Origin of the sequence: Moraxella sp. CTOTU46711 (assembly GCF_031975715.1) — a bacterium.
Taxonomy (GTDB): Bacteria; Pseudomonadota; Gammaproteobacteria; order Pseudomonadales; family Moraxellaceae; genus Faucicola.
Map to the genome: position 1 here is coordinate 1 of NZ_DALYMP010000008.1, position 22,827 is coordinate 22,827.

General features: G+C 42.5%; 19 protein-coding genes. 10 read left to right on the forward strand and 9 right to left on the reverse strand.

Annotation, left to right across the window (positions count from 1 at the left end):
* Positions 1-165 precede the first annotated feature (165 nt).
* The 4 genes from gspG to RTJ53_RS09805 form a co-directional block, all read right to left on the reverse strand.
* Positions 166-615: a type II secretion system major pseudopilin GspG gene (gene gspG, locus RTJ53_RS09790; RefSeq protein WP_060994583.1), complete on the reverse strand. Its 450-nt coding sequence runs from the start codon at positions 613-615 to the stop codon at positions 166-168.
* 125 nt (positions 616-740) lie between these two features.
* On the reverse strand, positions 741-1,946 hold the full coding sequence (gene gspF, locus RTJ53_RS09795) for a type II secretion system inner membrane protein GspF (protein WP_312276796.1): 1,206 nt from the start codon (positions 1,944-1,946) through the stop codon (positions 741-743).
* Positions 1,947-1,973: 27 nt separating this feature from the next.
* Positions 1,974-2,870: a hypothetical protein gene (locus RTJ53_RS09800; RefSeq protein ID WP_312276797.1), complete on the reverse strand. Its 897-nt coding sequence runs from the start codon at positions 2,868-2,870 to the stop codon at positions 1,974-1,976.
* A gap of 175 nt (positions 2,871-3,045) precedes the next feature.
* A complete protein-coding gene (locus tag RTJ53_RS09805; protein ID WP_312276798.1) occupies positions 3,046-4,029 on the reverse strand; it encodes an AraC family transcriptional regulator in 984 nt (327 codons plus the stop codon).
* A 473-nt stretch (positions 4,030-4,502) separates the two neighbouring features.
* Between RTJ53_RS09805 and RTJ53_RS09810 the strand changes: the two genes are divergently transcribed.
* The 3 genes from RTJ53_RS09810 to lon all read left to right on the forward strand — a co-directional run bounded on the left by RTJ53_RS09810 (position 4,503) and on the right by lon (position 8,081).
* Entirely contained in the window at positions 4,503-5,108 is a 606-nt protein-coding gene (locus tag RTJ53_RS09810) for a 5-formyltetrahydrofolate cyclo-ligase (RefSeq protein WP_312276799.1), read from the forward strand.
* A gap of 15 nt (positions 5,109-5,123) precedes the next feature.
* Positions 5,124-5,324 (forward strand): hypothetical protein, encoded by a 201-nt coding sequence (locus RTJ53_RS09815; protein WP_312276800.1) that lies wholly within the window; start codon positions 5,124-5,126, stop codon positions 5,322-5,324.
* 276 nt (positions 5,325-5,600) lie between these two features.
* Positions 5,601-8,081: an endopeptidase La gene (gene lon / locus RTJ53_RS09820; RefSeq protein ID WP_312276801.1), complete on the forward strand. Its 2,481-nt coding sequence runs from the start codon at positions 5,601-5,603 to the stop codon at positions 8,079-8,081.
* 102 nt (positions 8,082-8,183) lie between these two features.
* Here lon and RTJ53_RS09825 read toward each other — a convergent pair whose 3' ends face one another.
* Both RTJ53_RS09825 and RTJ53_RS09830 read right to left on the reverse strand, forming a co-directional pair.
* A complete protein-coding gene (locus RTJ53_RS09825; protein ID WP_312276802.1) occupies positions 8,184-8,732 on the reverse strand; it encodes a ferritin in 549 nt (182 codons plus the stop codon).
* 300 nt (positions 8,733-9,032) lie between these two features.
* A complete protein-coding gene (locus tag RTJ53_RS09830) occupies positions 9,033-10,319 on the reverse strand; it encodes an MFS transporter (RefSeq protein WP_312276803.1) in 1,287 nt (428 codons plus the stop codon).
* A 365-nt stretch (positions 10,320-10,684) separates the two neighbouring features.
* On the opposite strand from RTJ53_RS09830, the gene hisC reads away from it, so the two are divergent.
* Together hisC and RTJ53_RS09840 are read left to right on the forward strand one after the other, a co-directional pair.
* Positions 10,685-11,809, forward strand: a complete 1,125-nt coding sequence (gene hisC, locus RTJ53_RS09835; protein WP_312276804.1) for a histidinol-phosphate transaminase — start codon at positions 10,685-10,687, stop codon at positions 11,807-11,809.
* A gap of 5 nt (positions 11,810-11,814) precedes the next feature.
* Positions 11,815-12,066 carry a hypothetical protein gene (locus RTJ53_RS09840; protein WP_312276805.1) on the forward strand — a complete coding sequence of 84 codons (252 nt, stop codon included), beginning with the start codon at positions 11,815-11,817 and terminating at the stop codon, positions 12,064-12,066.
* A gap of 2 nt (positions 12,067-12,068) precedes the next feature.
* Here the strand turns inward: RTJ53_RS09840 and RTJ53_RS09845 are convergent, their stop codons facing one another.
* Together RTJ53_RS09845 and RTJ53_RS09850 are read right to left on the reverse strand one after the other, a co-directional pair.
* Positions 12,069-13,568 carry an anthranilate synthase component I family protein gene (locus RTJ53_RS09845; RefSeq protein WP_312276806.1) on the reverse strand — a complete coding sequence of 500 codons (1,500 nt, stop codon included), beginning with the start codon at positions 13,566-13,568 and terminating at the stop codon, positions 12,069-12,071.
* Between the two features lie 105 nt (positions 13,569-13,673).
* Positions 13,674-14,900, reverse strand: coding sequence for a beta-ketoacyl synthase N-terminal-like domain-containing protein (locus RTJ53_RS09850; RefSeq protein ID WP_312276807.1), 1,227 nt, complete (start codon positions 14,898-14,900; stop codon positions 13,674-13,676).
* 315 nt (positions 14,901-15,215) lie between these two features.
* Between RTJ53_RS09850 and RTJ53_RS09855 the strand changes: the two genes are divergently transcribed.
* The 5 genes from RTJ53_RS09855 to tuf all read left to right on the forward strand — a co-directional run bounded on the left by RTJ53_RS09855 (position 15,216) and on the right by tuf (position 21,679).
* The gene (locus RTJ53_RS09855; protein WP_312276808.1) at positions 15,216-16,133 is read left to right on the forward strand and encodes an EcsC family protein; all 918 of its coding nucleotides are present in this window, start codon (positions 15,216-15,218) and stop codon (positions 16,131-16,133) included.
* Positions 16,134-16,898: 765 nt separating this feature from the next.
* Positions 16,899-17,273, forward strand: coding sequence for a 30S ribosomal protein S12 (rpsL, locus tag RTJ53_RS09860; RefSeq protein ID WP_007116468.1), 375 nt, complete (start codon positions 16,899-16,901; stop codon positions 17,271-17,273).
* A 133-nt stretch (positions 17,274-17,406) separates the two neighbouring features.
* The gene (gene rpsG / locus RTJ53_RS09865) at positions 17,407-17,880 is read left to right on the forward strand and encodes a 30S ribosomal protein S7 (RefSeq protein WP_050325821.1); all 474 of its coding nucleotides are present in this window, start codon (positions 17,407-17,409) and stop codon (positions 17,878-17,880) included.
* Positions 17,881-18,174: 294 nt separating this feature from the next.
* Entirely contained in the window at positions 18,175-20,301 is a 2,127-nt protein-coding gene (gene fusA / locus RTJ53_RS09870) for an elongation factor G (RefSeq protein ID WP_312276809.1), read from the forward strand.
* Positions 20,302-20,488: 187 nt separating this feature from the next.
* Positions 20,489-21,679, forward strand: coding sequence for an elongation factor Tu (gene tuf / locus RTJ53_RS09875; RefSeq protein WP_007117403.1), 1,191 nt, complete (start codon positions 20,489-20,491; stop codon positions 21,677-21,679).
* Between the two features lie 175 nt (positions 21,680-21,854).
* On the opposite strand, the gene RTJ53_RS09880 is transcribed toward tuf, so the two are convergent.
* Positions 21,855-22,523: a c-type cytochrome gene (locus tag RTJ53_RS09880; protein ID WP_312276810.1), complete on the reverse strand. Its 669-nt coding sequence runs from the start codon at positions 22,521-22,523 to the stop codon at positions 21,855-21,857.
* Positions 22,524-22,827: the final 304 nt, after the last annotated feature.

A 22,827-nucleotide genomic window follows, 5' to 3' on the forward strand; every position in this document is an offset into this window, starting at 1 on the left:
GCTGACTGCTTTTTTTGTTATGATAGCGCTTTTTTAAAGGGCTGCGTAACTTCAGACACGTAATTATACTATGACGGCTAATTTTAGCTAATCCCTGTCCAAAAACCTAGCAAAAAAAATCAGAGTGCGTGACTCTGATTTCGTTAACCCAGTAACAACACCAAACTATAGCTTAGCAAAAATGTCTGCGTCTTGACCTTCACCGCCTTCTTTGCCATCAGCCCCCAGCGAGAACAAATCATAGGTTCTGCCTTCTGTACCTGGGATAACGTATTGTAGGTCATTATCCCAGCCATCTTTCGGGAAACCGCCTTTAATATACCCGCCCTCTGGCCAGTTTTTGGCACCTTGTGGTGGCTTATTTAAGGCTTCTAACCCTTCTTGGGTGGTGGGATAGCGACCATTGTCCACTTTAAACATATCAATGGCATTTGAGGTGGTAGATAAAGCTGTTTCGGTGGTTTTGACGCGGGCTTTGTCACTTTGACCCACCACTTTGGGTACCACGAGACCTGCCAAAATTGCCAAAATGACAATCACCACCATGACTTCAATTAAAGTAAAACCCGCTTGACGATTTTTTGATACATGAGCACAACACATACGAATTTCCATTTTTTAAATTTTTAGCGCTTTTGATAAGGTGTTAGGATTTTACACAGCTTTTTTGACAATTTGCATACCGATTTGGTTAATTTTGTCGGATTATTTAGCCATTAATTATTTGGCGGTTTTAGGGTTTAGCCTGCCAAATCATTCATATTGATAATCGGTAGCATTACTGCCATCACAATGGTCATGACTATCACCCCCATCAGCACCAACATCAGCGGCTCAAGTAGTGACAATAGCGTGCTAATCATATTGGTGGCTTCATTTTGCTGCATATCAGCCGCGCGGGTGAGCATATTATCAAGCTCGCCTGAGTTCTCGCCGCTTTTAATCATCTGTACCATCATCGGCGGAAAATAATTACTGCGCTCAAGCTGGCTTGATAGGCTCGCGCCTTCGGTGACTTTTTCTGTAGCGTTCACGATGGTATGTTTAATATGGGTATTGGTGGTGACTGCCGCGCCGATGGCTAGTGCTTCCACCAACGGCACCCCTGAACGTACCAAAATCGCTAACGTACTGGCAAAACGTGAAGCATTCAAATTTCGCGATAATTTACCAAACACCGGCAAGCGCAAGACAAATTGGTCAAAAGTGGCTTTGCCTGCTGCCGTTTTAATAAACTTCACAAATAAAAAAACCGCACCGATTAGCCCGCCTAATATCAGCCACCACCATTGGGTTAAAATATTAGACAATGCCAACACCACTTGGGTAATCCATGGCAGCGCTTGCTCAGATTGTTCAAACACTTTGACAATTTTTGGCACGACAAAGCTCATCAAGCCCACCACCACTGCTACCGCCATCATCAGCAAAATTATCGGATACACCATCGCGCCTTGTACCTTTTTTTGCATGGCAAAGCGATTTTCGGTGTAATCGGCTAACTGATTTAAAATCAAATCCAAATGTCCTGAGCGCTCACCTGCGGCAATGGTGGCGATATAAATCGCTGGAAAATTACCCGAGTCTTGTAGCGCGCTCGCTAGGCTATAGCCTTCCAATACTTTGGCACGCACGCCATGCATCAACGCTTTGACATGCGGTTTTTCGCTTTGTTTGGCAATCGCTTGCAACGCTTGTTCAATCGGTATCGACGCTGCCAACAACACCGACAATTGGCGGGTGATTAATGCCAAATCATACGCACCCACCCCTTTTTGCCACAATCGGTTGCGACTGACATCGGTTTTTTGTACAGGTGAGACTTCGACAGGCAGTAAATTTTTATCGCGCAGTTGTTGGCGGATTAGCCTAGCAGAATCGCCCTCAAGAATACCTTGGTGTGACTTGCCTTGGGTATCCATGGCTTTATACTGAAATGCGGGCATGTGAATTCCCAACGGGTAAAATTAGCGTTATTTTAAAGGCTTAATAGGCTGAAATAAAGACTCGTTTTCATTGGAATCATATTGTACCAACACCGATAGCTCATCGCGCAAGTCTTGTTTGTTAAAGCTATTGACCTCAGTAATCAGCATTTTCTCGATTCGTTTATCAACGGCGTATTCACTGATTTGCGCACAATAGATGGCTAATTGATAAACTTGCGCTTTGAGCGACTCATCGAGTGATTGCAATAGTCTCACCAATTCTGCCACATTGATGACTTGGTAAGGGTAATTGGGAATCGCCGCCTCTTTTAATGGGGTGACTGAATAGTTGACACCGAGATGGGCAAAATAATAACAACTAAATAGATAACCTAAAATATGCCCGACAAAATAACCTCGGTCGTTGTGATAGCATGCCACGCCCAAAAACTGAATCACGGTCGCCGCCAAACTATGCTCAAGACCGCGAAATTCAGCTGATGATGGCATCAAGCCTACGGTTGGCAGGTTCATTAAGTTTTTGCTTTGGCTGACAATCTGCCAACCAATCGGTCGCTGCGGCGGTAAATGATGGCTAATGGACATCACCAAATCATCGACGATATGTAAATTATTGAACAAATGCTGCAGTTGCATCAGCCCAACATTATCGCGCATATTTAAATATTTGGCGACTTGCAGTTTTTTAGTTTCAATAAATTGGGATTTTTTACTTGAGATATAAAATAACAGTTGATGGGGTTGGGAGTGCTCAAAATACTGGGTCACTGCGTTTTCTTGTGCATGAAACACGGCCGTGTAGTAACTGGTAACATCCATTGAATTAACACCACGATGGTCCATCGCAGGGTGTTCTGGATTGGGCTTGATGTGCAAGCCATGTGCTTCGACAGGTTGACCTTTGGTAGTTGAAGTTTCCATGTTGGCAATCACAGCTGATAATATATGGGACAGTGCTTGTCACTATATCATACCCCTGTCGACATAACCTAACAGATATTGCTATGAAAATAGACTGGGCATTCTTAGTGGCGATAACCACAAAACCGCAGCAAACCTGCTTTTTTGTGGTTAATCAGGGTTCTCGACTACTGACTCATTCCTCGCTCAAGCTGTCAGCAAAATGCACATCATCGGTTCGAAACGACTGGCGATATTTTCGTGGTGACATTTTATAGACGCGTTTGAATGCTTGGCTAAAGGTACTATCTGAGGCATAACCCACTAACTCACTGATACGGCTGATGCTATTTTCTTGTAGCCGCAAATACCGCGCGGCAAGACGAAGTCGATAGTCTGTTAAATAAGTTAACGGCGGCACCCCCACCACTTCACGAAAATGCTCGGCAAAACTACTGCGTGACATCCCGGCGACTTCAGCTAACTTATGAATGGTCCAATTGGTCTCGGGTCGATCATGCATGACCGCTAATGCTTTGGCGAGGTAAGGATCTTTCACAGCTTTTAGCCAATTGTCTGTCGCTTCGGGCAAATCCTCAATATAATTGCGTACACACTCAATCATCAAAATACTGGCGATACGATTGATAATGGTCATTTTGCCAAGTCGGTTCTGCTCAGACTCTAATGCCAAAAATTTGACCCCCAAATCAAGCATAATCATTTTTTGCTCATCGTTTGATTCGCTTTCTGGCAAAATTTCTGGTAAAGCGCTTAGTAACGGGCGCGTAATCTCTCGATCGTAATGGCAGACAATTGCGACCATTTCAGTTGTTTGCGCTGACTCATCACCTTTGCTATGAATGGCGGGTTTACCCAAGTTGATAGTTTCAACAGTTTGGTTGCTTAATAACGGAGCAATGTCAATTGATGGGATATCCGATTGTCCCACACCACAAATCAGGTGTTTTTTGCCGCCTGGCACCATGACCACATCGCGCGCGTGTGCGTTGCGATACACATCATCGACCTTAATACTAATCCCACCTGTGGTAATCAAATAAAACACGATACAATCTTTTTTATCTAACTCAAACGACCACTCCCCAGTGGCGTGTATATAGTGATACTGAGTTTGATACAAATGTATATCTTCAAGCAACATACTGAGTGCATCCATTAATTTTTCCTAAGTTATTAACACAGCAATTTAAAAAAATGCAACATAAACTACAAACTAGCTAACTTACAAGCCAAACTTTAGTAATTGGACTTGAGATAAAAATTTAAAGACGTATACATAAACCGTCATCTTCATTATCAGCAATCATATCATCTTTTACAGGCGCTGCTGGTTAAGTTTGAGTCTGTAGGGCTACTAAAATTCAGTATCACGGCCCGCAAAAATGCTTTATTTTTCAACGATTTCAAAGGTAATGGTCTAACAACTAATAATAGGTAGTGGACACTTGTTATGGGTTATACACTAGCGGTAGGATGTTTGGGTGTTTAAACAAATAAATAAGTGAATAAATAGCTAAGCAACTAAGCCTAATCAGCCATTTGGCTTTTTTTAGATTTTGAATTATTATCATGCTTTATTATCAATGGCTTAACTATACTCTATAACCAATCCATCATCACTATGAATCTATGAATGCTCATCACTTGCGTAAACAATTACGTCAACAACGTCTATGCTTATCCAAGCGCCACCGTAATCGTGCGGCTTATCAAGCACGACGAAGTTTAAACCGACTACAGCATCCTGCTTTAACTGGCAAAAATGTCAAAATCGGGATTTTTGCAGATGCCTTTGGGGAAATGCCTACCCAACCGCTGATGGATTGGGCAAGACAGCGCGGCTATCGTATTTATTTACCTGTCGTCACTGGCAAACATCAGCCGCTTGTATTTATCGAGTTTACTCAAAAAACTTGGCGACAATCTCACCTACCCAAACACCCACTGGGCATGCGCCAACCTGAGAAAGGAAAAATGCTTAACGTAGCGGCGCTTGATGTAGTATTTATGCCGCTAGTGGCAGCCGATAGATTGGGCAATCGTATGGGGATGGGTGGCGGTTACTATGACCGTACCTTAGCCAAAGTTAAAAGTCGACCTTTGAAAATTGGCTGGGCTTATGATTTTCAATTGGTTGAAAAACTAAATGCTAATCCTTGGGATATCACGCTTGACGCCCTCATCACGCCGAGTAAACTATGGTTATTTAAACGCTATTTGGTGTCTAAAGAATGAATGGATAATAATTGGATGAACGATAAAAAAAACAATGACAGCATTCCAACTACCGCTTCAGATTCACCCACTAATAATGCCAAATTAACTGAAAATCTTAATGAATTAAGCGATGCAGAAATTGCCAGCGTCATGAATCCAGAGAGATTGAATCAACTCTTGATGCAAGCGGATGCCTTTACCCGAGTGAATTCTGAAGACTTGGACGACTTTTAGATATATATAAATTAGACACGCATAAATTAGCCTAAAAAATTAGATAAATATAAATCAATATTACAGCGGCATTAGTCTCAGTGCACGATTGCGGTGATTATTTTTAGCACTTTGTTACTATTTCATCGCCCTTGGCTAGTCGTTTTTTTCCCCTTTGTGTGACCAGCCTTGCAATTTTTTGCATTGACGCCATTTATATTTTTAAGTCTATCAGCAAGCCATCATTTGCTCACAAATGGTCAGTTGCTTGTTGTGTTATTTAAGGGGACATAGTATATGCAAGATGATGTTTTAATGACAAATCCAGAATCATCTGAGTCGCAAGAATTCACTACGCTACCATTGTTAGCTTTACGTGACGTTGTGGTATATCCACAAATGCAAATTGCTTTATTTGTGGGTCGCGCACCTTCAGTTAAAGCAGTCGAGCTTGCGCAAAATGAATTCGACAATAAAGTATTGGTGGTGGCACAAAAAGACTCACTATCTGAAGACATTGATGCCAGTAATCTATTTGAATATGGTACGGTGTGCCGTGTCGTCAATACCATGCCACATGAAAATGACGAAAATTGCATCAAAGTGCTGATTGAAGGTCTATACCGTGCCAAATTGGTGGATATCCAAGACACCGATGAGGAAGAAGCGGTATTACTGGCCGATTTTGAAAAAGCGCCCATCACCGTGAATATGACCGCTAAAACGCAAAAATCGCACAAAGAAGCGTTAGTTGCTTTGTTTAGCAAATATGCGGAAAATCGCCTACGTAACTCACGCGAGTTGATTCGTGTGGCTGAGCGCATCACCCAACTTGAAGAGCTAGTCTATTTCATTGCGACGCGTGTCTCACTCAATTTATCGATTAAACAAAACTTTTTGGAAGTCGATGATTTGACTGCGCATATCAAAGAGTTGTCAGACTATTTGATTCAGCAAAGTGCTGAGCACAATATCGAGCAAGAATTACAAGAAGCGGTCCGTCGCCAGATGGAAAACAACCAGCGCGAGTATTTCTTAAATGAGAAAATGAAAGCGATAAAATCTGAGCTTTCTGACCTTCATGAAGAACGCGGTGAAAATTATGAAGATGACGACATTGCTGAGCTAGAAAAACGTTTAGCGGAAGCTGATTTGCCAGAAGCGGTACGTAAAAAAGCAGAAAATGAGTTTCGTAAACTCAAAACCATGCCTGCTGCCTCTTCTGAATCATCGGTCGTGCGCAACTATGTAGAGTGGATTTTAGATACGCCTTGGAACAAAACCAGTGATGTGTCAATCGACCTCAATAAAGCCCATGACGTGCTTGACACTGACCATTATGGTTTACAAGACGTGAAAGACCGCATCTTGGAGTTCTTGGCAGTGCAATCTCGCGTAGATACTTTAAAAGGTCCGATTCTTTGCTTAGTAGGTCCGCCTGGGGTGGGTAAAACTTCTTTAGGTGAATCCATTGCCCGTGCGACAGGTCGTGAGTTTATCCGTATGGCATTAGGCGGTGTGCGAGATGAAGCTGAAATTCGTGGGCACCGACGTACCTATATCGGTGCTATGCCAGGTAAAATCGTACAATCACTCTCAAAAGTGGGCGTAAAAAATCCGCTATTCTTACTCGATGAAATCGATAAAATGGCGCAAGATTTTCGTGGTGACCCTGCTTCAGCACTGCTTGAAGTGTTAGACCCATCGCAAAATCATAGCTTTAACGATCACTACTTGGATATGGATTTAGACTTATCACAAGTGATGTTTATCTGTACCGCCAATAGTATGGATATTCCGCCTGCGCTACTTGACCGTATGGAAGTAATTCGTCTGCCAGGTTATACCGAAGATGAAAAAATCAGCATCGCAGATAAATACTTAGTACCAAAAGCGATTCAACAAAATGGCTTAAGTGATACTGAAATTGATATCACCGATGAGGCACTCAAAGCGATTGTACAGCGTTATACTCGCGAAGCAGGTGTGCGTAACCTTGAACGTGAAATCAACAAAATCGCCCGCAAAGTGGTAAAACAAAATGTTGAATCATCGGGCAAAGACAAAGCGGAAGATAAAACCGCGGCACACAAATTAACGGTCGATAGTTCAAATGTCGCTGATTACTTGGGTGTGTACCAATTCGATTATGGCTTGGCAGAGCAAGAACCTGAAGTCGGTCGTGTCACAGGTTTGGCTTGGACACAAGTCGGTGGTGAGCTGTTGACCATTGAAGCGGTTGCGGTGCAAGGTAAAGGTGAACTAAGTTTTACAGGTTCACTGGGTGATGTGATGAAAGAGTCAATTCGTGCGGCGATGACGGTAGTTCGTGCCCGTGCTGATAGCTTAGGCGTTAGCTACGATAAGCTCAAGGGCACAGATATCCACGTGCATATGCCAGAAGGTGCGACTCCCAAAGACGGTCCATCCGCCGGTATTGCGTTAACGCTCGCGTTAGCCTCTGCGATGACGGGTATTGCCATTCGCCCCGATATTGCGATGACAGGCGAAGTGACTTTGCGTGGCAAAGTGCTGCGTATCGGTGGCTTGAAAGAAAAACTGCTTGCAGCGCATCGTGGCGGTATCAAACACGTGTTGATTCCAAAATCCAATGAGCGTGACTTGATTGATATTCCTGATAATGTCAAACAGGGCTTAAGCATCCAGCCAGTAGAAACGATTGATGAAGTATTTAAAGCCGCGTTGGTATCACAGCCTGTGGCGCTAAAACCCAATCAATTGCCAGTCGATGCCAGTGACGTTAGTTTAAAGAGCTAATTTAAAAAGCTAAGCTGACACTGAAGTAAAAAACTGAAATAAAAAGTAATGAAGTAAAAAAAAGCTGGGATTAATTCTCAGCTTTTTTTATGCAGGCAAAAATTATTCCACCGATTTTTCACGTGGCAAATCACCTTCTTGGGAAGCTGATGCCATGTCTTTATCCAATTCATAGAAGTTTTGGTTATCTGCCTTATCTTTTGATGCCAAGGCAAATTTATCACGTAGATTATTGATTAACGATTCTTCTTCGATTTGTTCTTTGACAAACCATTGTAAGAAATTAAACGTTGCCCAATCGCGCTCTGCCATGGCTTGGTCCACAAGTGCATAGATTTTTTTTGAATTTTCTAACTCATGTTGCCAAACGTCTTCGATACAGGTTTCAAGACTGACAGGGTTGTCACGCGGTGCGGGAATCGCTTCAATTTTAGCTTCGCCACCACGCTCATTGATATAGGCTAAAAATTTGAACATATGATTACGTTCTTCAGCGGAATGCTTATAGAAAAAATCTGCAATACCTGGGTAATTGTTCACTTCCGCCCAGCTGCCTAGCGCAATATACGCCTGCGCTTGCGTGGCTTCTTCCATCATTTGCTTGTTTAACGCTTGTTCCATTGTGTCTGAAATACGTTTATCGTTTGACATGTTATTTTCCTCGGATAATTATTTCTTGTGGCTAATTTTATAAGATGGCTAATCTTGACTAGACAACGTTATCTTATGATTGGCTACCAAGATTGGCTATATAGTTGTTAAGGATAAAACAGAGCATTACCAACACTATTGCCGTTAATTGCCGTTAATTGCATTGGTAATGACGCTCACAGTATAGATAAAAAGTTGGCAATAAACAGAGTTTTTTACTCAATTTAGCTGAAAGATACACAAGCCTTTAACATAAAAATACGGGGTAAAACGCGCAAGATTACCCCAAATTTTTCCTCGCTATTCAATCGCTTTGTTTTGCGTTGCCAACCAACTAAATACACAATTAATCGCCATTAAAATGGTTAAAAACCCCATCGATAGTGTCCAAGTATGACTCAAGTCTTTAAGCCACCCTGTCACAATCGGACCGGTTATTGCGATGCTATAACCCACGGTTTGTGCCATCCCTGACAGTTCAGCGGCTTGTTGGCTATCCTTTGATTTTAAGGTAAAAATCATCATACATAAGGTGAAAATCACCCCACATCCAAAGCCTGATGCGATACTCCAAATCCATACCCAGCCTTTCAAGGGCAAAAACCCAAAGCCAAACACGCCCACCAAGTTTCCCACTGCGGCAAGCAACGCTAACGTGCGTAAATCCCAGTTGCTTGATACCCATTTGGTCAACAGTAAAATCGAAGGAAAAGCGACCAATTGAAACACCATGCCCACGTTGCCTGCTTGCGCTTTGCTCAGCCCTTTATCAATGAGTAACGACGGTAAAAAACTGGCGAGCGTATAATAAAGTAGTGATTGCAAACCCATAAACGCACTAATCCACCACGCCATCGGGATTTTCCAGACTGATTTTCGGCTTGGTTGTCCTGCTTCGGCAACCGCTTGGTTGATGATGTTAGCATCGTGAGTGCTAATTTTTTGCCGTAACCGCAAATGAGCAACCATTAGCCAAGCTGCTACCGCTGCCACAGAGACCCAGCCCCATACCCCCAGTGCAAATTGCCAGTTGGACAAGCTGACAAGCCACATCGCAATGCCTGACGCAAAGCCAGCAAACACCGACAAAAACATCGAATAGCTTCCCATCACAAGCCCAATGTGATTAGGGGTGTATTTTTTGATGACGGCAGGAATTAATACATTGCCGAGTGAAATCGCCAACGATAGCAGCACCGTGCCCGCTAGCAAAAACCCTAATTGCGGATGCGCCACTCGTACAAAAATACCGATAGCAAGCAAACTGGTTGCCAAAATCATGGTGTTTTCCAAGCCAATCCGCCGTGACAGCATAGGCGCAACAAACGAACTCGATGCAAATGCCATGACAGGAATCGTACCAATCAAACCAATGGTTTTGGTCGTTAACCCCAAATCCTGCTGAACCAGCTTTGCTACCGCGCCAAACCCAATAATCGGCGCGCGCATATTGATAGCGAGCAGTAAAATGGCAATGACTACCGTGACAATCAATGCCTTGGTCGGGGCAGTCGCTACCGGCATCTGAGACGCATTAGCAGCAGGGTGAATATTCGACTCGCTCGATTGCGACGCTGAGAATTTCATACATCTTCCAAAATTTTAACTAGGTAACTTATTATCAAGGATGATTTAACAAGCTTAGTTTAATGGGCTTGAGTTAATAGGCTTAGTTTAACGGGCTTGATTTAAAAGGTTATCTTTTAACACATTCGCCAAGCCAGCGCACGGTTTATTCACATAACGGCTAAAAATTCACTGTCTATCCGTCTTGCTCAACCGTTGAGCCCAAATTTTATGATATCAGTGGGCTGCGGTAGATAAATTTTTAACCAATTTATGCTACTATGTATTGTTTGTGCCAGCCTTTGGCGCATTGACTTGGTAACTTGATTTGGCAACTTGACTTGCCATATTGATTTAACATATTGATTATCTTGTAAGGATTTGTCATGGTGGATACGCTTACTTCAAACGCAGATGCAACGCCCGAAATCAACACTCGACTGTGGAGCACCTTGATTCGCAACCTAACGCCCTATACTCCGGGCGAACAGCCCAAGCACGACAATCTGTGTAAGCTTAATACCAACGAAAACCCTTTTCCACCCTCTCCCAAAGTCGCTGAAGCCATCGCACAAGTTTTGCTCAATCAAGCCGATCATTTAAAGCGCTACCCCGCCCCAGAATCTGATGAACTCCGTGCGGTAATGGCTCAAGTTTATCAGGTAGCCCCCAATCAAATTTTTGTCGGTAATGGCTCTGATGAAGTTTTGGCGCATATTTTTGCTTGTTTTTTTGTCAAAGACCGTTCGGTATTAACCCCTGATATTGGTTATAGTTTTTATCCTGTGTATGCCGATACTTTCCACGTGAATTTGGTGACCATTGCGCTCAAAGCCGATTTTAGCATTGATGTCGATGACTATCGCCGCCCTTGCAGTGGCATTATTATTGCCAATCCCAATGCGCCAACTGGCGTGCTTTTGCCGCTGGCAGATATCGAAAAACTCCTACAAGAACATCGCAATGCGGTCATTGTGATTGATGAAGCGTATATTGATTTTGCAGACACACCCAATGCCTCTGCGGTCAGTTTGATTGATAAATATGATAATTTGGTGGTGACCCAAACCTTTTCAAAATCTCGCTCATTAGCAGGGCTACGTGTCGGCATGGCGTTTGCCAATCACTCACTGATTGAAGCGTTAAATCGGTATAAAAATAGTTTTAATAGCTATCCCCTAGATCGCCTTGCCCAAGCCGGCGCGGTTGCTAGCTTACAAGATAACGACTATTTTGTTGCCTGCAACCAAAAAGTCATCGCACTACGCCATGATGTTACGCAAGCTTTGACCCAATTAGGCTTTACTGTCTTGCCTTCACAAGCCAACTTTGTGTTTGCCAAACCACCTGCTTCAATGGGGGAAACCATACAGGTATTTGAGAAACTGCGGGCGCAAGGGGTGATTGTTCGTCATTTTAACAAACCAAAAATTAGCAGTTATTTGCGTATCACCATCGGTACGGCAGAACAAAATCAGCGCTTACTAGATACCTTAACAAATTTGATTTGACCGCTGTGAGTGACCCTAGCATTCAGTTTTTTATCAAATGCCAAAATATCGAAACAGGCGAGGTAGTGACTTATCGCTTTGCTCATCAAGCACAGTTATTGGCATTTAGCCAGCAACTGGGTCGCAAAAAATTGGCGATTGTGGATACCCATATCGCCTTTTATGATATCGAGCTGGTGTTTAATCCATTTGCTAGCGACAGCGTGCCCATCAATGCAGCTGAACTCAATACCGCACTTGATGGCAGGTTGTTGTAACTTTACTGGTGCAATATTTTTAGTAAATTTCCTACTTTATCAAAACATTCTTGGTACTCTGCATCACAGTCTGACGCAATCGTGATACCGCCGCCTGCCCACAGACTGATATTATTATCTGAAGCTTGTAGCGTACGAATCAGCACATTCCATTGCCCTGTGCCATCAAAATTGAGATACCCCATCGTACCACAGTAAGCCCCGCGCGGTTTGGCTTCCAATTCATTGATGATTTCTACCGCGCGCTTTTTGGGTGTACCGGTAATCGAGCCAGCGGGCAGACTTTCAAACAGTACCGTCCAAGGGCTAATGTCATCTTTGAGTGTGGCGGTGATGGTGCTCACCATATGGTGCACATTGCTAAAACTTTCGATATCAAAAAGTTTTGGAACTTTTACCGTCCCAGTCTTGGCATATTTGCCCAAATCATTGCGCAGCAAATCGACAATCATGACATTTTCGGCGATGTCTTTTTCGCTGCTGGCAAGTTCATTTTTATTGGCTTGGTCAGCGGCTACATTTTGTCCGCGTGGGCGCGTGCCTTTTATCGGTTTGGTAATGATGCAATTTTCGTCTTGGGCATTGTTGGCAAAGGTAAAAAACAATTCGGGCGAGCAGCTTAGTAATTCATAATCACCGAATGCTAGATATCCTGCAAACGGCGCCTGGGTGGACTGATGCAAGCTTGGCAGATAATCCACCAACTGCTGATTGGACAACTCACCTTGCCAGCATTGGGTTAAATTAATCTGGTAACAGTCCCCTGCTGTTAGGTAGTCTTGAACTTTGTTAAAAGCTTGGTGGTACGCAGATTTTTGCCATAAAGGTGACAAGCTAAGCGGCTTTGGGGTAGGAAGCTTGACGTCACTGACTAAATCATTTAGCCAGTTTTCGATATTGACGGCTTGCGCCATGGCTTCCTCAGTGGTTGTATGTAAATGCCACCTCTGGTGTTGATAGGTCAAATAAATATCATAATGTCCCAAAAATAGCTGCGGCTGATTGGGCGTTAAGTAACTGGCTTCCCCGTGAGTTGCACTTGCTTGAACGTGGTTTGCATTTGCTAAATGATGCGCTGATAAATCGTAGCTAATAAACCCCATCAAGCCATCTTGGTAGCCCACATTAGCCGTATGTTGGATAGCAGACTGCTTAGATGATAGCTGCTGGTATTGATAAGCCTCAAGTGCAGCAGTTAATTCGCCAATATCAAAACCCTTAGCTGCACTATTATTGGCAACATTGCCCACCGTCGCAGTATCAACACCAGTATTAATCACGGTATCACAGTACCCAAGATCATCGAATGAGCAATTTTGCCGTTGCTTTTGGGTAAGCTGATTTTGAGAATGTATTTCAAATATTGTTTTGGGCAATAAACCAATAACATTTTGACCCTCGTTATTGAGCCAAAGCGGATAGATTGCATGATTATTTGTCCTATTAAACTGCTGTAACAGAGTGATGAGTTGAGAGGGCGCAAGATGTTGTAAACTTGGCATTGGGTACATGCTTTACCTTTATGATTATATTTAGCGTCAAAAAAGCGATGACAATCGGATAACTGTCATCGCCTATTTTTATCAATTATGACGGTCCATCAGTATTTATTCAACAAACTTTTTGATGATTAAACTTGCATTGGTACCACCAAAGCCAAAGCTATTGGTCATAATCGTATTAAGATTTGCATCCCGTTTCTCACGCACAATATCAAAGTCTGTGGCTTTTTCATCCAAGTTTTCAATATTAATATTAGGCGCAATAAAGCCTTGATTGAGCATCAACAAACAATAAATCAATTCTTGCACCCCTACCGCGCCCAAACTATGACCTGTCATTGATTTGGTTGAGCTAATGGGTGGCAAATCACCACCAAACACTTGGCGAATCGCTTCAAGCTCGGTAATATCCCCAATCGGCGTACTGGTACCATGAGTATTAATATAGTCAACGGAATTTAAGCCTGCTTGTTTAAGGGCTTGTTTCATACAGTTAATAGCACCCACACCACTGGGTGCCACCATATCTGCCCCATCAGAGCTTGCACCATAGCCAACAATCTCTGCCAAAATAGTCGCGCCGCGTTGTTTAGCAGAGTCTAGGCTCTCAACCACCACCATGCCGCCACCGCCTGCAATCACAAAGCCGTCTCGATCTGCATCGTAAGGGCGACTGGCGAGTTGCGGCTTGTCATTGTACTGTGTGCTCATCGCACCCATGCCATCAAACATACAAGATTGTGTCCAATCTTCTTGCTCGCCGCCCCCTGCAATCACGATGTCTTGCTTACCCAATTGAATCAGCTCCATGGCATGACCCACACAATGCGTTGAGGTCGCACAAGCTGAGGCAATAGAGTAGCTAACCCCGCCAATCTTTAACCCCGTTGCAACACTGGCTGATACCGTACTTGCCATGGTTTTTGGCACTGCCATGGCGCCAACACCGCGCAAGCCTTTTTCGCGCATTGCATCGACCGCTGCCGCCACATCGGCACTCGATGCCCCACCTGAACCTGCTACCACGCCGATATTAGTGTTATGAGCAATATCTGCTAATGACAATCCTGCTTGTTCGATTGCTTGTAGCGCACTCAGATAGGCGTATAAACTGGCTTTTGACAAAAAGCGTTTAAGTTTGCGATCGATATGAGAAGTATCTAAGTTATCGTCATCAATACTACCTGAGACACAGGCTTTAAAGCCTTTTTCTTGATAAATTGGATTAAATACCAAGCCCGATTTGCCTTGCTGTAGCGACTCGCTGACTGTGGCTAAGTCATTACCAATACACGAGATAAGTCCTGCCCCTGTGATTACAACGCGCTGCATATACCATTCCTTTTGGTTTAATCAATTGATGATAAATATCACCCTATTGTACCCCTCTGGATTTCACCTGCCTAGTTTTTCCCCAAAAATGTTACAAAATATTTCTTACGCCACAGCTATTCATCACGTTTATAGTTAATTATCTTGTCTTAACCCAAACTCGATATACGCGTAACACTCAAACAAATCGATAAAAGATATCATTGTGTAACGTCTCTTTACGCATTAAAGTTGAAAAGTGCTGTCACTTTCTTTACGCTGTTTTACTACAACATTATTTTCCAATAAAAAAGCATAATATTAAGGATAACTCTCATGTCAGCCTCTACTTCTATTAGCCGCCGTGTCTTTGAAGCGTTGGGTCACAAATTAGCACAACTGAGCGCAAAAGATACGGTACAAACCAAACCATTAGCGGACATTGATTTTGATAGCCTTCAACAAGCCTTATCAAATGATAAAAATGCGTTTCATGAGCATATTCCCAAACTATCAAAAAAACTGCTTGGTAAAACCCCATTTGGCAGCTATACCAAAATGGCGACCTCACTAATCCCCAAGGCAAGTTTTGATAAAGCAACGGATGTGGTTTTTTCCCAAGTTGGTAAACTGTCGCAAAATTGGGCCAATTTTGATTTGGCGCGTGATGCGCGTTTTAAAGACACTTTGGTTGCTAGTGAACGACAAGCCTTAGCCCGTAGTATCGGCGATCAAAATCGTGCTTTAGCTACCCTGAGTGGACTTAGTAATTTGGCAGGTTTACCAGGTATTTTGGTAGATACAATGTGGTTGCTGGCGGTGTGTTTACGGACGATTTTCCAAATCAGTGCAATTTATGACCGTCCGTTGACGGGACAACAAGGTATCGCCATCGCTTATGAAATTTTAGCTAAAGTGGATCTCAATAAATTGCAAGAAAAGCAAACCTTGCTCGCAGGCTTGGGTATATTTGAAGCGATAACCGTCCAGTCGATTGAAGAATATAGAGCGGCAGTACTTGCCGAAGAAGACAGCCAATCAGCGATGGGCATATTAACCAAGCTAGAAGAACTATCGACGCAGTTTAATATCAACATTGAGCAGTTTAATTTCGGTTTCTTACATAAAGTCATTCCACTCACTGCGGTTGGTTTGGGTACGGCTTACAACAATATTATTATCAATGAAGTGATTGAAATTGCGATGTCGGTATTTGCCCCCGCGCCAAAGTTGACGCATATCACTGAAGAATAATTTTGCACTAATATAACAAGGTAAAAGCTAGCTGTCCGGCTTTTGCCTTTATTATTAGTTATAGCTAGTGCTTATTAATTTAAGGCTAGTTACTATAGAGTTTGTTAATTCAAATCAAGTTACACAAACTTTTACACAACACGTTAGCAACGTCACATTTTTAGCCATCAATATCAACGTTATTCACCAAATCTAAAAAGACCAACTCGCTTAAATTTGGCAAAATAGATTTAACAACGGATGACAAGCTTAATAAACAATAACAACCCCAATAAATAGAAGTAAAATGTAAGTACATCACGTTGTTAATTTAAAAAAAATTATAAAAAAAATAAGAAATGTAAAATTACAATTATTTAAAATTACCGTCATTAAAGTTTGAATTTTTTGGAATTATTGAATAATAACAATAAATAATAACTGAGCTAGAACCAATGCGTTGACTTTTAACCGATAAGTTTCTTGAGGTTTTCAAAGTTAACGCATTGGTTCTTTTAGTTTTGGTCTTTTTTATTTTAGTCTTTTTTGATGTGATTCACAGTGCGTTTGAACACAATGTGCTTGATAAGCACAATGTTTAATAATTTACCTTCCTCTACTTTTCTCAAATTTTTCTAACAATCCCCATTTACATTATCCATTTGCATTTTCTAGGTGATTTTTTAGTTGATAAAACCAACAAAAATCTCTATAATACGCTGTCCTAAAAATAGCTTATTAGCGGTTTTTAGAGATTTTTTGACAACAAACGGGAGAGAGTGCCTTATGGCAACTACAAATCAATTAATTCGTAAAGGTCGCAATACCATTACTGAAAAATCAAAAGTGCCAGCATTAAAAGCTTGCCCACAACGCCGTGGCGTGTGTACCCGTGTATACACTACCACACCAAAAAAACCAAACTCAGCGATGCGTAAAGTATGCCGTGTACGTTTGACGTCAGGTTTTGAAGTATCAAGCTACATCGGTGGTGAAGGTCACAACCTACAAGAGCACAGTGTTGTACTTATCCGTGGTGGTCGTGTAAAAGATTTACCAGGTGTTCGTTACCATACCGTTCGTGGCGCACTTGACTGTGCAGGCGTAAAAGATCGTAAACAAGGCCGCTCAAAATACGGCGCAAAACGTCCTAAAGCATAATTTTAGCCGTTTCTTACCCCATTTTTTAACATTGTTTGCATAGTTGATTATAGTTTTACAATACTATGCAGTAAGGCTGGTGAAAAGCAACCGCTTAGCTACCAGACTACCCTGAATACACAAGGAAATTATCATGCCTAGACGTCGTGTCATCGCTGCCCGTGAAATCCTACCAGATCCTAAATTTGGTAGCAAAACACTTGCTAAATTCATCAACCATGTGATGGTTGACGGTAAAAAATCAGTTGCAGAATCAATCGTATACGGTGCATTAGACCGTGTTTTAGAAAAAAACTCGGGCATCGATCCTGTCCAGTTTTTTGAAGATACGTTAGAAAGAGTTCGCCCAATGGTGGAAGTAAAAGCTCGCCGTGTGGGTGGTGCTACCTACCAAGTTCCTATGGAAGTACGTCCCTCCCGTCGTACTGCATTAGCAATGCGTTGGTTAGTTGATGCGGCTGCAAAACGTTCTGAAAAATCTATGGCTTTACGTTTAGCAGGTGAATTGCTAGATGCAGCTGATGGCAAAGGTAATGCACTGAAAAAACGTGATGAAGTTCACCGTATGGCTGATGCAAACAAAGCGTTCTCACACTATCGTTTCTAATTGATACTGATTGCTATCACCTAGGTAGCAATTAGCTTATAATAAGATAGATGATATTGGGTGACTTGAAGTTTGCAAATTTAGCCCAATATTTCATATTGAAAAAGAAGCTTGTCATGCGTTTGTCATGGCAAGCTCTTATCATACAGCACTTATGTCAAGAGTAAGGCTTTCTTTTATCTAGTTGGTTGTCGATCTTTCAATCAAACGTTAAAACTAATTATTATTCATTTTAAGACATAACTGTTTATTGGTAATGGAATAATTTTAATCTTTAGTCCTTAGGAATTAACTATGGCACGTACAACACCCTTAAATCGCTACCGTAATATCGGTATCTCTGCACATATTGATGCGGGTAAAACGACAACAACTGAACGTATTTTGTTTTATACAGGTAAAAACCATAAGCTAGGTGAAGTGCATGAAGGTGCTGCAACCATGGACTGGATGGAACAAGAGCAAGAGCGTGGGATTACTATTACCTCAGCGGCAACAACTTGTTTCTGGTCTGGTATGGGTCATCAATTCCCAGAGCATCGCATTAACATTATTGACACCCCCGGTCACGTTGACTTCACCATTGAAGTAGAACGTTCAATGCGTGTACTTGACGGTGCATGTATGGTTTACTGTGCGGTTGGTGGTGTACAGCCTCAGTCAGAAACAGTATGGCGTCAAGCAAACAAATATAAAGTACCACGTCTTGCGTTCGTGAATAAAATGGATCGCACAGGGGCAAACTTCTTCCGCGTTGTTGACCAAGTAAAACAACGTCTTGGTGGTAACCCAGTACCTGTAGTTGTGCCAATCGGTGCAGAAGATACCTTTGAAGGGGTTGTTGACCTTCTAGAGATGAAAGCCATCATTTGGGATGTCGCTTCTCAAGGTATGAAATTTGAATATGCCGAAATTCCTGCTAACTTGGTGGATACCGTCAATGAATGGCGTAACAACATGGTTGAGGCAGCCGCTGAATCTTCAGAAGAGTTGATGGAGAAATACTTAGAAGAAGGTGATTTATCACGTGAAGATATTGTAGCAGGTTTACGTGCACGTACCTTAGCGGGCGAAATTCAACCAATGCTTTGCGGTACGGCGTTTAAAAACAAAGGCGTACAACGTATGCTTGACGCGGTTATCGAATTCTTACCAGCACCAAATGACGTTGACGCCATCAAAGGTGTGTTAGATGACAAAGCCGAGACTGAAGCGACTCGTGAATCATCGGATGATGCACCATTTGCTGGTCTTGCGTTCAAAATCATGAATGACAAATACGTAGGTAACTTAACTTTCGTACGTGTTTATTCAGGTGTTGCTAAACAAGGTGACTCTGTTTATAACCCAGTGAAAATGAAACGTGAGCGTATTGGTCGTATTGTTGAGATGCACGCTAACTCACAAAAAGAAGTGGATGAAGTTCGCGCAGGTGACATCGTTGCATTTGTGGGTCTAAAAGATGTAACAACGGGTGATACGCTATGTGATGAAAACAATATCATTACGCTTGAGCGCATGGAATTCCCAGATCCTGTTATTTCATTGGCAGTTGAACCAAAAACTAAAGCTGACCAAGAAAAAATGTCAATCGCGCTTAACCGTTTGGCAAAAGAAGACCCTTCATTCCGTGTTCACACCGATGAAGAATCTGGTCAGACTATCATCAGCGGTATGGGTGAGCTGCACTTAGAAATTCTTGTTGACCGTATGAAACGTGAGTTTAGCGTTGAAGCCAACGTGGGTGCACCACAAGTAGCTTATCGTGAAACGATTCGTAACACCGTTGAACAAGAAGGTAAATTCGTACGCCAAACTGGTGGTCGTGGTAAATTCGGCCATGTATGGTTACGTCTTGAGCCACTTGATACGGCTGACGGCAAAGAATATGAATTTGCTGAAGAAGTGGTTGGTGGTGTGGTACCAAAAGAGTACTTTGGTGCGGTAGACAAAGGTATTCAAGAACGTATGAAAAATGGTGTTCTTGCAGGTTACCCAGTCGTTGGTATTAAAGCAACATTGTATGATGGTTCATACCATGACGTTGACTCAGATGAGTTGTCGTTCAAAATGGCAGGTTCTATGGCATTCCGTAAAGGCTTTATGAATGCAAACCCTGTTCTACTTGAGCCAGTCATGAAAGTAGAAGTTGAAACACCAGAAGACTACATGGGTGATATCATGGGTGACTTAAACCGTCGCCGTGGTATGGTTCAAGGTATGGATGATATGTTTGGCGGCGTTAAACAGATCCGTGCTGAAGTACCACTAGCCGAGATGTTTGGTTATGCAACCCAATTACGTTCAATGTCTCAAGGTCGTGCAACCTACTCAATGGAGTTTGCAAAATACGCTGAGACACCACGTAACGTTGCTGATGAAATCATCAAAAAATTCACTCATAAAGGTGATGAAGAATAAGTTTGATTGGCAATTTGATGGTTAAACCCACTCAAATTCTTCAATCCTATTCGACACTGTTAAAATTATAAGTTAGCTAATTTGACCTGTTAAATTTAATGGGTCAAATTTTCATAACCTATAAGCGTTGATAATAGAGTAAATGACCTAAGACATTGGGTTAATATTAACAAAAGAGGATTAAATTATGGCAAAGGCCAAGTTTGAACGTACTAAACCACACGTTAACGTAGGCACCATTGGACACGTTGACCATGGTAAAACAACCCTAACAGCTGCGATTGCGACTGTAGCAGCAAAACACAACGGTGGTGAAGCCAAAGACTACGCGTCAATTGACTCAGCCCCTGAAGAAAAAGCCCGTGGTATCACCATCAACACCTCACACATTGAATATGACACCCAAGCACGTCACTACGCACACGTAGACTGTCCTGGCCATGCTGACTATGTTAAAAACATGATCACCGGTGCAGCACAGATGGACGGCGCTATCCTAGTTGTATCAGCCACTGACGGCCCAATGCCACAAACCCGTGAACACATCCTACTATCACGCCAAGTAGGTGTACCATACATCATGGTATTCATGAACAAATGTGACATGGTTGATGACGAAGAACTACTAGAACTTGTCGAAATGGAAGTACGTGAACTACTATCAAGCTACGACTTCCCTGGCGATGACACCCCAATCATCAAAGGTTCTGCCCTAGAAGCCCTAAACGGCGGCGAAGGCAAATACGGTGAACCAGCCGTACTAGAACTACTTGACACCCTAGACAGCTACATCCCAGAACCAGAACGTGCGATTGACAAACCATTCTTGATGCCAATTGAAGACGTATTCTCAATCTCTGGTCGTGGTACCGTAGTAACAGGCCGTGTAGAATCAGGCGTCATCAAAGTTGGTGAAGAAATTGAAATCGTTGGTATCAAACCAACCGCAAAAACCACCTGTACTGGCGTTGAAATGTTCCGTAAACTGCTAGACGAAGGTCGTGCAGGCGAGAACTGTGGTGTACTACTACGTGGTACCAAACGTGAAGACGTACAACGTGGTCAAGTATTGGCTAAACCAGGTTCAATCAAACCACACACCAAATTTGACGCAGAAGTATACGTACTATCAAAAGAAGAAGGTGGTCGTCACACTCCATTCCTAAATGGTTACCGTCCACAATTCTACTTCCGTACTACTGACGTAACTGGCGCAATCCAATTACCAGAAGGTACAGAGATGGTAATGCCTGGCGATAACGTTGAAATGAACGTAGAGCTAATCCACCCAATCGCAATGGACCAAGGCTTACGCTTTGCAATCCGTGAAGGTGGCCGTACTGTAGGTGCGGGTGTTGTTGCTAAAGTTAACGACTAATCGTTAATAAGCATACAAAAGAGTCACTCCGGTGGCTCTTTTTTTATACCTGTTTTTTATACCTGGCCTTTTGCCAAAAATTTAATTTACCACTAAAATTCACGATTCTTTTAGGTCATTTTAGACAATAAAAAAGCCAAGCGCTAAGCTTGGCTAAATAACATACCGCTAAATACTAGTGTAGACCGCTGATATAGTCAGACAATACTTTGATATCATTATCTGATAATTTTGATGCCACGATTTGCATCATGCCTTTATCGCCTTTTTTAGCTGCATCATTCATACGCGTTTGTGATGGGTCGGTTACATCGTCTTCACGACCTGCCGCACGGAACAGTTTTAATTGGGTTGCGATATAAGCTGAATGCTGACCCCCAATACGTGGGAAAGCGGCTAAATCGTTACCATTGGCTTTACCGCCGTGACAGCCGGCACAAGGAATCACACCGCGCGTGCTATTGCCACCGTAATACAATTTTTGCGCCGTTGCTGCGTGAGCAGGATTGGCATAACCTACCCCCCAACGTGGTTGGCTTGCAAAATAACCTGCCACATTCGCCATGTCTTGGTTATTTAATTTCGCCACTTGCGCTGACATGATAGGATTGACACGCGCGCCTGATTTGAATTCGGTTAGCTGTTTATAGAGATACTTAACGTTTTGTCCGCCAAGGTTAGGCTGTGCAGGAACAGTACTAACGCCATTGACGCCATGACAAGCACCACAAACTGATTCAGCAATAACCTTACCTTTGGCAATGTCATATTTTGGTACGGTAACAGCTGCAGAACCGCTTACGCTGGCAATTAAAAGGCTTGCGGCAGTGAGTATTTTTTTCATCGGTAACAATTCCTACTAAAGCGTGTTGGTTATGACTCACAATGAGCTAGCGACAAAGGCATTACTTACAATATCAAAGCAACACCCAGTTATCATCATACATATTTATTGCTTTAACACTGGTGAATGTATCTACTAAGTTACAATATTATAGCAAGACAACCATGTGCTTGTCTGCAAAATTTGTAGGCTACCCTACTAATGAACGCTAATCATATGGCTAATACGACATTTAAGTTAGCTAAATGACTTTGAGACACCGAGGGTTTTGTCGATTACAGTGATGGTGATGATTAAAACCATA